The 15672-nt window shown below is 68.6% G+C and carries 12 protein-coding genes; 3 read left to right on the top strand and 9 right to left on the bottom strand.

Annotated elements, in window-relative coordinates:
• Positions 1-102: 102 nt before the first annotated feature.
• The 3 genes from NRB20_RS24530 (at position 103) to NRB20_RS24520 (ending at position 2820) form a co-directional block, all read left to right on the top strand.
• Positions 103-1068, top strand: a complete 966-nt coding sequence (locus tag NRB20_RS24530; RefSeq protein ID WP_153412970.1) for an ATP-binding cassette domain-containing protein — start codon at positions 103-105, stop codon at positions 1066-1068.
• Entirely contained in the window at positions 1065-1850 is a 786-nt protein-coding gene (locus tag NRB20_RS24525; RefSeq protein ID WP_153412968.1) for an ABC transporter permease, read from the top strand. The genes NRB20_RS24530 and NRB20_RS24525 overlap by 4 nt, the downstream gene beginning before the upstream one ends.
• A gap of 208 nt (positions 1851-2058) precedes the next feature.
• Entirely contained in the window at positions 2059-2820 is a 762-nt protein-coding gene (locus NRB20_RS24520) for an MspA family porin (RefSeq protein ID WP_194289993.1), read from the top strand.
• Positions 2821-2976: 156 nt separating this feature from the next.
• Here the strand turns inward: NRB20_RS24520 and NRB20_RS24515 are convergent, their stop codons facing one another.
• The 9 genes from NRB20_RS24515 to NRB20_RS24475 form a co-directional block, all read right to left on the bottom strand.
• Positions 2977-4020 carry an NUDIX hydrolase gene (locus tag NRB20_RS24515; RefSeq protein WP_319945369.1) on the bottom strand — a complete coding sequence of 348 codons (1044 nt, stop codon included), beginning with the start codon at positions 4018-4020 and terminating at the stop codon, positions 2977-2979.
• On the bottom strand, positions 4020-5144 hold the full coding sequence (locus tag NRB20_RS24510; protein ID WP_153412963.1) for a glycosyltransferase family 4 protein: 1125 nt from the start codon (positions 5142-5144) through the stop codon (positions 4020-4022). Before NRB20_RS24510 ends, NRB20_RS24515 begins: the two co-directional genes overlap by 1 nt.
• Entirely contained in the window at positions 5141-6145 is a 1005-nt protein-coding gene (locus NRB20_RS24505; RefSeq protein ID WP_153412961.1) for a phosphatidylinositol mannoside acyltransferase, read from the bottom strand. Before NRB20_RS24505 ends, NRB20_RS24510 begins: the two co-directional genes overlap by 4 nt.
• Positions 6146-6153: 8 nt before the next feature.
• A complete protein-coding gene (gene pgsA, locus NRB20_RS24500) occupies positions 6154-6846 on the bottom strand; it encodes a phosphatidylinositol phosphate synthase (RefSeq protein ID WP_319945334.1) in 693 nt (230 codons plus the stop codon).
• 1 nt (position 6847) lies between these two features.
• Positions 6848-7426: an HIT family protein gene (locus NRB20_RS24495; RefSeq protein WP_153412959.1), complete on the bottom strand. Its 579-nt coding sequence runs from the start codon at positions 7424-7426 to the stop codon at positions 6848-6850.
• A gap of 11 nt (positions 7427-7437) precedes the next feature.
• The gene (gene thrS, locus NRB20_RS24490; protein WP_319945333.1) at positions 7438-9495 is read right to left on the bottom strand and encodes a threonine--tRNA ligase; all 2058 of its coding nucleotides are present in this window, start codon (positions 9493-9495) and stop codon (positions 7438-7440) included.
• A gap of 162 nt (positions 9496-9657) precedes the next feature.
• Positions 9658-10386: a (2Fe-2S)-binding protein gene (locus NRB20_RS24485; protein ID WP_153412957.1), complete on the bottom strand. Its 729-nt coding sequence runs from the start codon at positions 10384-10386 to the stop codon at positions 9658-9660.
• 398 nt (positions 10387-10784) lie between these two features.
• Positions 10785-13019 carry a SulP family inorganic anion transporter gene (locus tag NRB20_RS24480; RefSeq protein ID WP_153412955.1) on the bottom strand — a complete coding sequence of 745 codons (2235 nt, stop codon included), beginning with the start codon at positions 13017-13019 and terminating at the stop codon, positions 10785-10787.
• A 214-nt stretch (positions 13020-13233) separates the two neighbouring features.
• Entirely contained in the window at positions 13234-15459 is a 2226-nt protein-coding gene (locus NRB20_RS24475; RefSeq protein ID WP_153412953.1) for a SulP family inorganic anion transporter, read from the bottom strand.
• Positions 15460-15672: the final 213 nt, after the last annotated feature.

The raw sequence follows: 15672 nt of genomic DNA, 5'->3' as shown, positions 1-15672 counted from the left end.
GATCGATTGTCATCCTCCCGACCATCTTGCCCTCCCGAAAAAACTGTGTACGCTCTACACATAGTTTATTCCATAAACAGTTTCCAGAACGGGGGGTCCACGATGACCCGAATCCAGTCCGCGATCAGCGTCACCGGACTGACCAAATCCTTCGGCGACCACGTCGTGCTGAACGGCATCGACCTGGAAGTCGCCGCGGGAACGACCTTTTCGCTACTCGGCCCGAACGGGGCCGGGAAGACCACCATGGTCCGCATCCTCGCCACCCTGAGCACCGCGGACGGCGGCGCGGTCCGCGTCGGCGGCCACGACCCGGCCCGCGAACCCGACGCGGTGCGCGCGATCATCGGCGTCACCGGCCAGTACTCCGCCGTCGACGAGGTGCTCAGCGGCGAACAGAATCTGCGATTGGTCGCGCGCCTGCTGCACCTGGGTCGCGCCGAGACCACCGCTCGCACGACCCGGCTGCTCGAACAGTTCGACCTGACCGAGGCCGCCCGCACCCGCGCCGGGGCCTACTCCGGCGGCATGCGCAGGCGGCTGGATCTGGCGATGAGCCTGATGGGCGCGCCCCGGATCCTGTTTCTGGACGAACCCACCACCGGCCTGGATCCGCGCAGCCGCCGCGAGCTGTGGGCGATCATCCGCGGCCTGGTCGCCGACGGCGTCACCATCTTCCTGACCACCCAGTATCTGGAGGAGGCCGATCAGCTCGCGGACCGCATCGCGGTGCTGGACGGCGGCGCGATCGTCGCCGAGGGCACCGCGGCCGAACTGAAACAGCTCGCGCCCGGCGGACATATCCGGCTCGGATTCGCCGACCACCACGGACTCACCGCCGCCACCCGGGCCCTGCCCGGAGCCGAAGCCGATCTCGACGAACTGGCCCTGCAGATTCCCTCGAACGGCAGCGTCGAGGACCTCAAACGCCTGCTCGATCGATTCGACGACCACGCCGTCACCATCGACCGGCTCACCATCCACACCCCCGATCTGGACGACGTGTTCTTCGCCCTGACCGGTCACCCCTCCGTCCGTCCCACCGCAGCAGAGGTCGCCGAACGATGACCACCACCACGGCTCCGCGCAATCCCGTTCGCGCGGCACAGGATTCGGCGACCATGCTGGGCCGCAACCTGCGTCGCACCCTGCACAGCCCCGACACCATGATCATGACGATCGCGGTGCCGGTGCTGATCCTGCTGATGTTCGTCTACGTCTTCGGCGGGGCGATGAAGGTCTCCGGCAACTACGTCGACTACGTGGTGCCCGGAATTCTGCTGATGTGCGCGGGTTTCGGGTCCGCGACCACGGCGGTGAGCGTCTGCACCGATCTGCACAACGGCATCGTGGACCGGTTCCGCACCATGGCCGTGGGCCGCGCGGCGCTGCTGACCGGCCACGTCGCCGAGAGCGTGCTGCGCAATGTCGTCACCACCGCGATCGTGATCCTGGTGGCCGTGGCGCTGGGATTCCGGCCGACGACCGATCCGGTGCGCTGGCTCGGCGTGCTGGGCGTGGTGGTGGTGTTCGTGCTGGCACTGTCCTGGATCGCCGCCGCGCTGGGGGTGCTCGCGCCGAATCCCGAGGCCGCCAACGGATTCACCTTCGCGTTCATGTTCCTGCCGTATGTGAGCAGCGCGTTCGTCCCGCCGGAGACGATGCCCGCCTGGTTGCGCGGATTCGCCCGGTATCAGCCGGTCACACCGGTGAACGAGACGGTGCGCGGATTGCTGATGGGCACGCCGGTCGGGAACAACGCCCTGCTCGCGATCGCCTGGTGCGCGGGGATCGGATTGACCGGATACGCGTGCGCGACCGTGCTGTTCCGGCGACGCACCACGGACTGATCACGGCCGCAACACGATTCACCCCGGACGCGCCCGTGTCCGGGGCTCGTGGTCGTACGACCGGCTCACGACGGTGAATCCGCAGGTCGCGACACGGCCGAGGGTACCGGCGCAGCGGAAATTCGCACCTATGATGGCCGCTGACTGCCGCACGTCCCGCTCTCCGGAAACCGCGTTCCGCACGTCCGCTTCGAGAACAGGATTCGCCATGCGATGCTCGTTCACCCTCATCGCGCCCGTCGCCGCGGCGAGCGTGCTGGCACTCGGGCTGTGGGCGGCTGGCCCCTGGCTCGCGCACGCACAGCACATCAGTACCGCCGACACCGACGGCTCGGGTGTGCACCTGCACGCCTCGGTCGATCGCATCGCGGCGGCGCCGCCGGGCGATCGGACGCCGAACGTGATGATGACGTTCTCGCACGCCACCCAGGTCAGCGGCGACTACTCGGTCACGGTCACCGGCGCGCCGATCACCTCCGGCAGCGCGATCGCGGGCTTCCTGCTGGGCTGCGGGATCAGCGCGGCCGGGGGCGTCTCGGTGGGTATCTCACCGAATCAGGGCCTGGACGCGAGCGTGTCGCCGAGTCTGACGCTCAACACCCCGAGCGCCACGCCCACCCCCACTTCGACCAATCCACCCGCCCCGGGGAATCCGCCCACCCCGGTCACGCCGCCGGGCGCTGGCACCGCCCCCTCGGCGGATCTCGGACCCAGCGTCGGCGGATCGCTCGGCATGAGCCAATCCCTCGGCACGACAATCGAACCCGGCCAGGTCACCACGGCGACCACCGCGACCGCCAACCTGGACAGCAAGACCCGTTTCCCCTACCACCTGACCTTCAACAACGCCGCGCTGAACATCTCCCAGTGCGCCTCACCCGTCGCCGCGATCCCGTTCGTGACCACCACCGTCGCCACCGCCCAGGGCAGCGTGCAGACCACCGCCTACGGCAACCAGTTCACCTTCTGACCTCCCGATCCGATGTCGTCCAGCCCCGTTGCGGCGATCAGCGGATCCTTGTCACCGCGCAGGCACACCGGGATCACCGAGTCCGGTTGCAGCTCATCGCGTTCGGCCGCGTGCTCGGCACGCCGTGAGCAGTTGCCGATCCGGGCGCCGGGCGGCCTAGCGGATCGAGCGGACCTCGGGGTCGGTGAGCGCGGCGGACGCGGTAATCGCTTCGGGCAGTAGCTGATCCAGGTGGTACGGGTAGACCGTTTCGCCCTCGCGGTCCAGTTCGGCGATGTCCTCGGGGGTGCACCATTTGTTCGCGGTAACGCAGTGGCGTTCCCAGGCCGTGGGATCGGCGGCCGAGGGGGTGAAGGTCTTGGTCCGGGCGACGAAGAACAACTCCTCGGAGCGGATCAGCTCGCCATCGAACGGGAACACCGCCACCCGCCGCCACAGCGGGCCGCGCAGCAGCGAGGAGTCCAGCGCGAATCCGGTTTCCTCCCAGAGTTCGCGGACCGCCGCGGTGCGCAGGGTCTCCCCCGGCTCGATGCCGCCGCCGACGGTGAACCAGAACGGCATGTCCGGGGTCTGCGGGTCGTGGCCGCGCAGCAGCAGCACCCGGTCCTGTTCGTCGAGCAGGATCACCCGTGCGGAGGTGCGCACGGTGTCCACGTCCAGGCCGGTGGTGGCGGCGGGCGTGACGCGTTCGGCGATCTCGAAGTAGGTGGGCAGCGGCGCGGTACCGCCCAGGTGCAGCAGCCGCACCGGACGCCTGGTGCGCAGGGCCAGGGTGTCGCGGACGGCGTCGTTGTGGAAACGTCGCGCGATCAGCACTCGTGCCTCGGCGTCGGCCAGTTCGGCGACCAGTTGCGGGCGCAGCTGCGTGATGTCCAGCGCCGAGAGTGCCGCCGCGAGTTGGTTCTCGGCGGTCTCGCGGCTGCGCCAGTCCGCGCGTTCGGCCCGATCCGCCAGTGCGACAAGGCGTTTCGATCGTTCGGCGACGGCCGGATCGGCGGCGGGTCCGGTCATCGAGATGGCCACCGTACGGGCCACCACCGCGCGCCGCGACAACGCCGCCTCCAGCGCGTCACGGGCCTGATCGCCGCGCACGTGCAGCCGGTCCAGCCGATTGGCCGTGGAGTACGCCCACACGCCCGCCGCGACGATCAACGCCGCGATCAGCGCGAGGACGAGGATCGTGGTGGCGGAGAAGGTGATCATCCGGCGGTCCTGACCCGGGTGTCACCGACCGTGACCGTCTCGTACACCCGCAGAATCTGTTCGGCCACGACCGGCCAATCATATTCCCCCACGACCTGATTCGCCGCCCGGATCAACTCCTGCCGGCGGGCGCGATCGGCGAGGAGTTCGTTCAGCGCCTCGGCCAGTGCCGCCGAATCCCCCACCGGCACCAGCATTCCCGCCGCACCGTCCCGCAGCACCCGCCGGAACGCGTCCAATTCGCTTGCCACCACGGCGGTTCCGGCGGCCATCGCCTCCACCAGCACGATGCCGAAACTCTCGCCGCCGAGATTGGGCGCGCAGTACACCTCGGCACTGCGCATCGCCGAAGCCTTGTCCTCGTCCGAGACCTGCCCGAGGAAGCGCAGATGCGCGGCGTGCGCCCCGGCCTCGCGCCGCAATCGCTCCTCGTCACCGCGCCCGACGATCAGGATCTGCACCCCCGGATGCCGCCGCACCAGCGCGGGCAACGCGCCCAGCAGCACCGCCATCCCCTTGCGTGGTTCGTCGTAGCGGCCCAGGAACAGCACGGTCCTGCCCGCACGCGGATAGCCGCCCAGCAGCGGCGCGTGCGCGAACGCGGGCACGTCCACCCCGTTCGGGATCTCCACCGCGTCCCCGCCCAGCGCCTCCACCTGCCAGCGCCGGGCCAGTTCCGAGACCGCGATCCGGCCGCTGATCTTCTCGTGGTACGGCCGCAGCACCCCCTGAAAGGTGCTCAGCACCAGGGACTTCGTGGTCGAGGTGTGGAAGGTCGCGACGATCGGCCCCTCGGCGACCTTCAGCGCGAGCATCGACAGGCTCGGCGCGTTGGGCTCGTGGATGTGCAGCACGTCGAAGTCACCCTCGGCGATCCAGCGCCGCAACCGGCTGTAGGCCGTGGGTCCGAAGGACAATCGCGCCACCGAGCCGTTGTACGGGATCGCGACCGCTTTACCGGCCGAGACCACGAAGTCCGGCAGCGGCGTGTCGTCGGCGGCCGGGGCGAGCACGCTGACCCGGTGCCCGCGTTCGATCAGCACCTGCGCCAACTCCACGACATGGGACTGCACGCCGCCCGGCACGTCGAACGAGTACGGGCAGACCATGCCGATCCTCATGACGCGCCGTCGCCGGGTACCGCGCGAATCTCGCTGTGCGACAACGGATTCACGGTGCGTCCGGCCTGCGCGGCGGCGATGCGGGCCAGCCGGGCCTCGGACAGGTCGGCCTCCCACAGCGGCTGGAGCATGTGCCAGTCGGCGGGATGTGCGGCGATATTGGCCGCGAACCGATCCGCCAGCGCCTGGGTGGTCGCCGCGACACCGACCGAAGTGTCCAGTGCCGCTTCGGTTTTCATACCCCAGGACTCGTGCCCGGCGGCGTCGGTGGTGAACCAGCAGTGCACCGGGATCAGCGCGGCTCCCGTCTCGATGGCGAGTTTGGCCGCGCCCGCGGGCAGCCAGGTGCGCTCGCCGAACATGGTCACCGGAACACCCTTGCCCGTCAGGTCGCGCTCCCCCATCAGGCACACCACCCCGTTGTGCCGCAGGCGATCCGCGAGCTGCGCGAACGGCGGCTGCTCACCGCCGGTGAGCGGGAACACCTCGAATCCCAGGCTCTCCCGATACTCCACGAAACGTTCGAACAGCGACTCCGGTTCGAGCCGCTCGGCCACCGTGGCGAAGGTGCCGTTGTTCTGCACCAGCCACACCCCGGCCATATCCCAGTTGCCCGAATGCGGCAGCGCGAGCACCACACCGCGTCCCAACGCCAGCGCCGCGTGCAGGTTCTCCACCTGCTCCACGTGCAGCGCCCCGATGGCCGCGTGATCCATGCTCGGCAGCCGGAACGCCTCGCGCCAGTACCGGGCGTACGAACGCATACTCGCGCGGATCAACTCGTCGGGAACCGCGGCGGGTGCCACACCGAGCACCCGGGCCAGGTTGCGCCGCAACTGATTCGGATTCCCGGTGCGATGCGCGGCCCGGTTCGCGCGGTTGCCCGCCCAGTCGCCGCCGCGATCGAACCACCGCCGCGCCGTCCCCTCGGGCAGCGCCCGGACCAGCCGCCATCCGGCCGCATACGCCTTGTCGGTGAGCGCGGACTTCAGATCCGTCATGCGGCCCCCTATTTCGTCGGGCCGGGATCGGCCCCGCCGGGCTGGGCGCCACCGGATCCCTTGGACACCAGCAGATCCCGCGCACCCGCGGAATTGCGCACCGCCAGCGCCCGCTGGAACACCGTCACCACGCTCAGCACCGCCAGTATGTACATCGCGACATACACCGCGTAGACCAGCCAGCCGATGCCGAAATACTGTCCGATACCGGTGAATCCGGCGCCGACCAGCACGATCACCAGCCGGTCCGGACGCTCGATGAGACCACCGTCGGCGGTCAGGCCGCTGGCCTCCGCGCGCGCCTTCACATACGAGATGACCTGCGAGGTCACCAGCACCACCAGCGCCGCGCCGAACAGCTGCCTACTGTGCTGGTTGTACACCGCCCACCAGGCCAGCGCGCCGAAGATCGCCCCGTCGGCCACCCGGTCACACGAGGCGTCCAGTACCGCACCGTATTTCGTGCCGCCGCCGCGCGCGCGCGCCATCGCGCCGTCCAGCATGTCGAACATGACGAACAGCCAGATCACCATCGTTCCCCAGAACAGGTGATCGGTCGGGAAGAGCGTCACCGCGGCGATGATCGAGGCCGCGGTGCCGATCACCGTCATGGCATCGGGCGTGAGCCCGGTACTCACCAGCGCTTTGCCCAGCGGCGCGGTCGCTTTGGCGAATGTCTCACGTCCGAAGAAGCTCAGCACGCTACGAGTCTTCCTTCCATGCGCCCGCCAGCAGGGCCCGGGTCTCCCGCAACAACTGCGGCATCACCTTCACCCCGCCGACGACGGTGATGAAATTGGCGTCCCCACCCCAGCGGGGCACGATGTGCTGATGCAGGTGGTCCGCGAGCGACCCGCCCGCGACACCACCCAGATTCAGCCCGACATTGAACCCTTCGGGCCGGGACACCTTCTTCATCACCCGGATCGCCTGCTGTGTGAAGGCCATCAGCTCGGTGCTCTCCTCGAGGGTGAGCGCCTCGAGGTCGGCCACCCGCCGATACGGCACGACCATCATGTGCCCGGGATTGTAGGGATACAGGTTCAACACCGCGTAAACCCATTCCCCACGGGCGATGACCAGACCGTCCTCATCGGACATCTTGGGGATCTCGATGAACGGATGTCCGGGCGCCTTCGGCTCGCCCGGTTCGGTCTCCCGCGCCCGGGCCTTGCGGTCGTCGACGGCACCGGTGATGTAGGACATCCGGTACGGCGTCCACAACCTCTGCAGCCGGTCCGGGTCACCCGCGCCGGTATCCACGATCTGTTCCGCGTCCATGGTCGAATCCGTCACGCCCGGCCGGTGCGGATCTCGAAGCCGTCCGCGGTGGGTGAGGTGTTCTCCCGGCGTTCGATCCAGTCCACGACGGTGGCGACCGCGTCGGCCACCGGGACGCCGTTGACCTGGGTGCCGTCGCGGAAGCGGAAGCTCACCGCGTCGGCCTCCACGTCGCGGGCGCCGGCCAGCAGCATGAACGGGACCTTCTGGGCGGTGTGGTTGAAGATCTTCTTCTGCATGCGGTCGTCGCTCTGGTCGACCTGAGCCCGTACGCCGCTCGAACGCAGTTGTGCGACAACCTTTTCCAGATGCGGCACGAAAGCATCCGCGACCGGTATGCCGACCACCTGCACCGGGGCCAACCAGACCGGGAAGGCGCCGGCGTAGTGCTCGGTCAGCACGCCGAAGAAGCGTTCGATCGAGCCGAACAGCGCGCGGTGGATCATCACCGGACGCTTCTTGGTGCCGTCGGACGCGGTGTACTCGAGTTCGAACAGTTCCGGCTCGAAGAAGTCGAGCTGGATGGTCGACAACTGCCAGGTGCGCCCGAGCGCATCCTTGGCCTGCACCGAGATCTTCGGACCGTAGAACGCGGCCCCACCCGGATCCGGCACCAGATCCAGTCCGGAGGACTCGGCGACCTTGCGCAGCGTCTCGGTGGCTTCCTCCCACACGTCGTCCGAACCCACATACTTCTTCGGGTCCTTGGTCGACAGTTCGAGGTAGAAGTCGTCGAGACCGTAGTCCTTGAGCAGATCGAGCACGAAGTGCAGGATCGTGGTCAATTCCTCCTGCACCTGTTCCTGGGTGCAGTAGATGTGCGAATCGTCCTGGGCGAAACCGCGGGCGCGGGTCAGGCCGTGCACGACACCGGACTTCTCGTACCGATAGACCGAACCGAATTCGAACAGCCGCAGCGGCAACTCCCGGTACGACCGGCCACGCGACCGGTAGATCAGGTTGTGCATCGGGCAGTTCATCGGCTTGACGTAGTAGTCCTGGCCCGGCTTACGAACGGTGCCGTCCTCGTTGTACTCCGCGTCCAGGTGCATGGGGGGGAACATGCCGTCGGCGTACCACTCGAGGTGCTTGGAGGTCTCGAACAGATGCGCCTTGGTCAGGTGCGGAGTGGTGACGAACTCGTAACCACCCTCGACGTGCCGCTGCCGCGAGTAGTCCTCCATCTCCTTGCGGATGATGCCGCCCTTGGGGTGGAACACCGGCAGGCCCGAACCCAGTTCGTCCGGGAAGGAGAACAGATCCAGTTCGAGGCCCAGTTTGCGGTGGTCGCGTCGCTCGGCTTCCTCGAGCATGGTCATGTACGCGTCCAGCGCCTCCTGCGACTCCCAGGCGGTGCCGTACACACGCTGCAAACCCTCGCGCGACTGATCACCCCGCCAATACGCCGCCGAACTCCGGGTCAGCTTGAACGCGGGAATGAACTTGGTGGTCGGAATGTGCGGCCCCCGGCACAGATCCCCCCACACCTTCTCGCCGCTGCGCGGATCCAGGTTGTCGTAGATGGTCAGCTCCTTGCCGCCGACCTCCATGACCTCCGGATCGTCGATCCCGGACTTGTCGCTGATCAGTTCCAGCTTGAACGGCTCGCCCGCGAGTTCGACGCGCGCGTCCTCGACCTCCACCACGCGCCGCGAAAAGCGTTGCGCGCCTTTGACGATCTTCTTCATCCGGGATTCCAGCTTGGCCAGATCCTCGGGGGTGAAGGGACGATCGACCTGGAAGTCGTAGTAGAAGCCGTCCTTGATCGGCGGGCCGATGCCGAGCTTGGCGTCGGGGAACTCCTGCTGCACGGCCTGGGCCAGCACGTGGGCGGCCGAATGCCGGATGACGCTGCGGCCGTCCTCGGTGTCGGCGGCGACGGGCTCGACCTCGACGTCCTCGTCGGGGGTCCAGGACAGATCCTTGAGGTTGCCCTCCGGGTCGCGCACGACCACGACGGTGTCGGGGCCCTTCGTCGGCAGACCCGCCTCACGCACCGCGGCGCCCGCCGTCGTCCCGGCCGGCACCCGAACGAGGGCGGCTGGGGTTATGCGGGCTGAGATGGTCACGGCTGCGCTCTCCTTGTGATGTCGGTTGCGGGGAATTCCCCGAGTGGACCTGGGTCCAGCCGGTACGCGGATGCGGCCCGGCGCGACCATGCTATCGGGAGCCCGCCGCACCCGCGCCGATGGACCGGCGTCGAGCGCCGGATCGCGTGGACGGACTCGGCCTCAGCCTCCGGCGGTCAAGGCGCTCAGTAGTTCCTGTCGCTCGGCGGCGGGCCGCTTCGGGCAACTGGTGCACATCTGGCAGTTGGGCACCTCGAACACCAGGCAGCAGGAGATCCGCCGGACGAACGTGCGTGCGCCGATATCGGCGAAGCGCGGCACCGGCAGTCGTCCCGCGACCTGCCGCGCCAGCCGGGCCCCGGCCTCGGCGTCGCCCGCGTCGATGGCCCGGTTGCCGATGGCGTCGGCGACGATCGCCCACAGCGAGGCCACGCTCGCGCCGGAGACCTCGGCGACGACGGGGATGATCCGCGCGAGTGTCTCGCGCAGATGCACTGCCGAGCTGTCGGCGTTGTCGGAATCGATTCCAGCACAACAGCTTTCAGTGCAATGCCGTGCACCGGCATCATCCGGTTGCTCGACATCGTGCACGTGGGGCCTACCGTCACCGACCGCCGCGGCGTCGGCGAACACCCGCTCCACGCCGCCGTCCGGACGGATCTCGCACCGCAGATGTTCCAGCACCGTGTCCGGTCCGGGCCGCCCGGCCACGGCCGCCACCACGACGGGATCGATCACCGAGGACGCGGCCATGCACCACCACAGCGTCCCGGAGACCCGCGTATCGCCGGTCCCCCAGGAGATCCCCATATCCGAGATCCGCTCCGCCAGCCATTCCGGGCGCGTCAGCACGACGCCGGGCACCACTGTCCCCACCGAAACCGCAACCATGTCCGTTCGACTCCGATCCACCGAATTGTTTGCACTACCAGCCTGGCACGCCCGCGAGCCGAGGTCGATGAGAATCCGCCGGGGCCGGGCCACGGGTCCGGGATGCGCGCACAGACGAGCGCAGGACCTCGCCCAGCCTAGGCCCCGCGACACGCCCTCTCCCGCAGGCACGCTCACCCGCGCGCCGCACGCACACCGGACGTGACGCCGCCCGATACCGGTATCGATCCGCCCGCCATTACCGATCACACGACGCCGCCCCGACAGCCGCGAGGTGGTCTGGCGGAGGTCGGGGCGAACGTCACCCGGTGAACTCTGCAGCGAACTCCGGGGGCATGGAACGGGTGGGGCGTGCCGCGAATCCTGCTGCGACACAACCCGACCCGATATACCGGAACTCAGTCCTGGCCGACGATCGCGGCGCGATCGGTATCGGCGATCTCGGAGATTCCGGTGGTGGTCACCGACAGGACCCGGGCGGTGGCGATGTCGAAGTACAGGCCCGACACCACCAGGCCGCGCTCGCGCACCGCGCGACGCACGAGCGGGTGCGCGGCGAGGGTTTCCAGCTGCACCGCGACGTTCACCATGCTGAGCTGGGCGGTCTCGTCGTATCCGGCCTCGGCCGCGGCGACCGCGACCGGATGTCCGGCACGGTAGCGATCCAGGCTCGGATGCGCGTGCGCCAGCCAGTCGCCCAGGCCGGTGCCGGGCGTCGTCTCGGACTCCGCCAGCAGCGCCTGCATCGCGCCGCAGCTGGAATGCCCGCACACCACCACGGTCCGCACGCCGAGTTTGTCCACCGCGAATTCCAGGGCGGCCTCGGTGGAGTTGTCCGCGCGGTTCGGCGGGATCAGATTGCCGACATTGCGGACGGTGAACAGATCGCCCGGACCGCTGTGTGTGATCACGTTCGGCACGATGCGGGAATCGGAGCAGGTCAGGAACAGCGAGTCGGGATCCTGCCCGTCGCGCAGCTCGTCCAGGTGTGGCCGCACCACGTGGGCGTGGGCGCGGTGGTAGGCCGCCACCCCCGCGGTGATGGCGTGCGCACCGCGGTCACGCCACGGCGAGAGCACCTCCTCCAGCGGTCCGCGCGCCTTGCCCCGGCGCGGCGGCCCGTCCAGCACGTGCGCCATCCGCGCGGTGCCCATTTCGGCGAATTCGACCGTGCCGCCGTTGTTCTCGTGCTGACGGGCCCAGTCCTGCAGGGCTTCGCACGCGGCGTGATCCAGGAAGTCCACGCTCATTTCGACGATGACCTCCGACCCCTCGGGCACCTTCGCCAGCGTCGAGGTCAGTTTGGGCAGCGCCAGGAAGGTGCAGGTGCCGTCGATGCCGACCAGCCAGCGGCCGGAGTCGCCGAGCGGCGCGGCGTGCACGCTCACTCGCACCACGCGCCACAGCAGCAGCGCGAAGGCCAGCACGAGTCCGATCAGCACACCCTCGAGCAGGTTCTCGAACACCACCGCCAGCACCGTCACCACGTACACGGCCAGATCGCCGGTGCGCCGCGCGAGCCGGATGTGCCCGACCTTCACCAGCTGCACACCGACCACGATGAGCAGTCCGGCCAGCACCGATTTCGGAATCTGCTCGACCACGCTGACCAGCAGTACCGCGAACACCAGCACCCAGACGCCGTGCAGGATCGCCGAGGCCCGGGTGCGGGCGCCGGCCTGCACGTTGGTGGCGCTGCGCACGATGACGCCGGTGACCGGCAGGCCGCCCAGCAGACCCGAGAGGAAGTTGGCGCTGCCCTGACCGATCATCTCGCGGTCGAAGTCGGTGCGCGGGCCGGTGTGCATCTTGTCCACGGCCACCGCCGAGAGCAGGCTCTCGACGCTCGCGATCAGCGCGAAGGTCAGCACCATCATCGCTATCGCACCCCAGCTGCCGTGCGGCAGCTGCGGCAGCCCGATCGCGTCGAACAGCGAGCCGTTGATCGCCAGTCGCGCGGGATTCCCCGGAAGCACAAGGGACAGTACGGTTCCCGCGACGACGGCGACCAGCGGTCCAGGGATGATCCGGACCCGCTGCGGCACCCAGCGCCAGGCCACCATGATCGCGATCACGATCGCGCCGACGACGAAATCGTCGCCGTGCAGGTGCAGCAGCTGACCGGGTAGTTCACGCAGATTCTCGCCCGCGGTGCTGTGCGAGGCGCCGCCGAGCAGCACGTGCACCTGCTGCAACGCGATGGTGATACCGATACCGGCCAGCATCGCGTGCACCACCACCGGCGCGATGGCCAGCGCGGCGCGCGCGATTCGGCTGAGGCCGAACACTATCTGTAGCAGACCGGCCGCCAGCGTGATGAAACACGTGGTCTTCCAGCCGAATTGGCTGATACTCCCGGCCACCACCACGGTCAGGCCCGCGGCCGGGCCGCTGACCTGCAATCGGGAGCCGCCGAGCGTACCGGCGACCAGGCCGCCGATCACGGCGGCGATCAGCCCGGCCGCGATGGGCGCACCGGAGGCCACCGCGATGCCGAGCGAAAGAGGCAGGGCGACAAGGAAAACCACGATGGACGCGGGTAGATCGTGACGAAGCAGGGTATTGCGGCGCTCAGAGCGCGAGGGTCCGGGCGGTGCGGACGATCGTGGGGACGTGTCGAGGGTGGTGGACATCATTCTCCTTCATCAGGGGCATGTTCTTCACCAGGGGCAAGTTCTCCGGGCATACCGACGGACTCCTGCGACAGCGTTGTCGGCAGATCGCCGGAAGCTCGGGCCAGACTATTCGTAAAGTCTTAGTAAAGGCTGAGAAAAATAATTCCAGCATGTTAACTCCGTGCCAGAACCGGTGAACTCGTCCCGAACGGACGCACGGCTCATCCGAGATCTAGCGCGCCACAACCGATTCCCGCGAACCGGCGGTGACACCACTTGCGACATCAGCGAATTCGGCAATACCGTCGGTGGTGATCTCGAGCACCCGGGCGGTGGCGATGTCGAAGAACAGTCCGGACAGCACCAGGCCGCGCTCGGCGACCGCCCGCGCGACACGGTCATGTCGCGCAAGGGTTTCCAGTTGTACCGCGACGTTCACCATGCCCAGCCGATCGATCTCCCCGAAGCCCGCCGCGGCGGCGGATTCCGCGACCGGATGTCCGCGCCGGAACCGCTCCAGCGTGCCGCGCCCGTGCGCCAGCCAGTCGTCCAGCCCGGAGCCCGTGGTCCGTTCGTGGTACAGCGCATCCATTGCGCCACAACCGGAATGGCCGCACACCACCACCGACCGGACTCCGAGAACATCCAGTGCGTACACGATAGCGGCCTCCACCGAGCTGTCCCCGGCGCTGGGAACGAGGTTGCCGATATTGCGCACCGTGAAAAGATCACCGGGACCGCTGCTGGTGAAGACGTTGGGCACCAGGCGCGAATCCGAACAGGTGACGAACAGCGCGTCCGGGTTCTGCCGATCGCGCAGCGCGCCCAGGTGCGGCCGCATCACGTGCGCGTGACCGCGATGGTAGGCGGTGATTCCGGCGGCGATCGGATCGCGCGGCGCACCCGGACGCCACGGGCCCAGCATCTCGTCCAGCATGCGACGGGCCTGTCCGCGCGCGGGCGGACCGGCGGCCAGATCCTCGATCCGGGCAGCACCGACCTCCACGAATTCGACTGTCCCGCCCGAGTTCTCGTGTTCGGCGGCCCAGCCGTGCAGGGCCTCGGCGGCGGCGTGGTCGAGGAAGTCGACGGTCATCTCCACGGTGACCGGCGCCCGCTCCGGCACCCGATCGAGTGCGGCGATCAGCCGCGGCAGCGCGAGGAAGGTGCACGCGCCGTCGACGGTGACCAGCCACCGCGCGGATCCGGCCACGGGTTCGGCCGTCACGATCACCCGGGACACCCGCCACAGCAGCAGCCCGAACGCCAGCGCGAGCCCGATCAGCATGCCCGGCACCAGATTCCAGAACACGACCACCAGCACGGTGACCGCGTAGACGATCAGATCGCCACTGCGCCGGGCCAATCGGATGTGCGCCGGTCGCACCAGGCCCAGACCGATGACGATGAGCAGCCCGGCCAGCGCCGCCATCGGAATCTGTTGCACCACATCGACGAACGCCACCGCGAACAGCAGCACCCACACGCCGCTGAGCATCGCCGAGGCCCGCGTGCGCGCCCCCGCCCGCACATTGGTGCTGCCGCGCACCATCACCGCCGCGACCGGCAATCCGCCCAGCAGACCCGAAGTGACGGTGGCCAATCCCTGACCGATCAACTCACGGTCGGGATCGCATCGCAGACCGGGGCGCAACCGGGTCGCCGCGACCGTGGACAGTACCGTTTCCGAACCCGCGATCACCGCGATGGTGAGCATCGTCAGCAGTACCGAACCCCAACCGCCCGACGGCAGCGCGGGCAGCGTGATCTTCTCGAACAGCATGCCGTGCAAGGAGATTCGGGTGACCTCCGCCGGAACAAGCCGCGCGACGAGCGTCGCCGCGACCACGGCCGCCAGCGGCGCGGGTACCCTGCGCAGCGCGGCGGGCGCGAACCGCCACCCCAGCAGGACCACGATCATCGCCAGCCCCACCGCGAGGTCACCACCGCGCACCGCGTGCAGCGCCTGCGGTAGTCGAATCAGGCTCTCCCACGAGGATCCCGGCGCCTGCCCGCCCAGCAGTACGTGCACCTGCTGCACCGCCAACGCGATACCCACACCGGCGAGCATGGCGTGCACGACGACCGGCGCGATGGCCAGCGCACCCCGCCCGATCCGGCCGAGCCCGAACAGAACCAGCAGCACACCCGCTCCGGCGGTGATGAAACAGGTTACCGCCCAGCCGAATTGGTGAACACTCCCGGCCACCGCAACGGTCACCCCGGCGGTCGGCCCGCCCACCTGTAATGCCGAACCGCCGAACGCCCCGGCGACCAGACCGCCGATCACCGCACCGAGCAGACCGGCCGCCACGGGCGCACCCGTGGCGACCGCGAGTCCGATCGAAAGTGGTAGTGCGACAAGGAAAACCACGATCGACGCGGGTAGATCGTGGCGGAGCAGGTCCGAGAGGCCGGGGAACGGAATCCGTCGGGCCGGATCGGTGTCGGTGGACATATTTCTCCTTCGCCGAACCGGGACAACCGGATCGGTTCATCGGCCGAACATGTACTGGCATCGAGGGCAGGGCGGAGCGAGTAGCCGGGGCATGAGCGAATCACCGGTCGGCCGCGAGAAGCCCCGAACACAGGGCCGTCACAATCGTAAAGAATCCGCAAAGATTGCGGAATAGTCAAATAAGGTGACAGGCCGGTCCGCTATCGAATCGTG

Source organism: Nocardia macrotermitis (genome assembly GCF_009604405.1).
Taxonomy (GTDB): Bacteria; Actinomycetota; Actinomycetes; order Mycobacteriales; family Mycobacteriaceae; genus Nocardia; species Nocardia macrotermitis.
The sequence above is the reverse complement of the archived record's forward strand: the minus strand, read 5'-3'. Positions and strand labels throughout refer to the sequence as shown.

Excerpts from the sequence above, each read along its gene's own strand:
- NRB20_RS24530 (WP_153412970.1), top strand. The coding sequence starts at position 103 with ATGACCCGAATCCAGTCCGCGATCAGCGTCACCGGACTGACCAAATCC.
- NRB20_RS24525 (WP_153412968.1), top strand. The coding sequence starts at position 1,065 with ATGACCACCACCACGGCTCCGCGCAATCCCGTTCGCGCGGCACAGGAT.
- NRB20_RS24495 (WP_153412959.1), bottom strand. The coding sequence starts at position 7,426 with ATGGACGCGGAACAGATCGTGGATACCGGCGCGGGTGACCCGGACCGG.
- NRB20_RS24510 (WP_153412963.1), bottom strand. The coding sequence starts at position 5,144 with ATGAGGATCGGCATGGTCTGCCCGTACTCGTTCGACGTGCCGGGCGGC.
- NRB20_RS24520 (WP_194289993.1), top strand. The coding sequence starts at position 2,059 with ATGCGATGCTCGTTCACCCTCATCGCGCCCGTCGCCGCGGCGAGCGTG.
- NRB20_RS24505 (WP_153412961.1), bottom strand. The coding sequence starts at position 6,145 with ATGACGGATCTGAAGTCCGCGCTCACCGACAAGGCGTATGCGGCCGGA.
- NRB20_RS24475 (WP_153412953.1), bottom strand. The coding sequence starts at position 15,459 with ATGTCCACCGACACCGATCCGGCCCGACGGATTCCGTTCCCCGGCCTC.
- NRB20_RS24480 (WP_153412955.1), bottom strand. The coding sequence starts at position 13,019 with ATGTCCACCACCCTCGACACGTCCCCACGATCGTCCGCACCGCCCGGA.
- NRB20_RS24485 (WP_153412957.1), bottom strand. The coding sequence starts at position 10,386 with ATGGTTGCGGTTTCGGTGGGGACAGTGGTGCCCGGCGTCGTGCTGACG.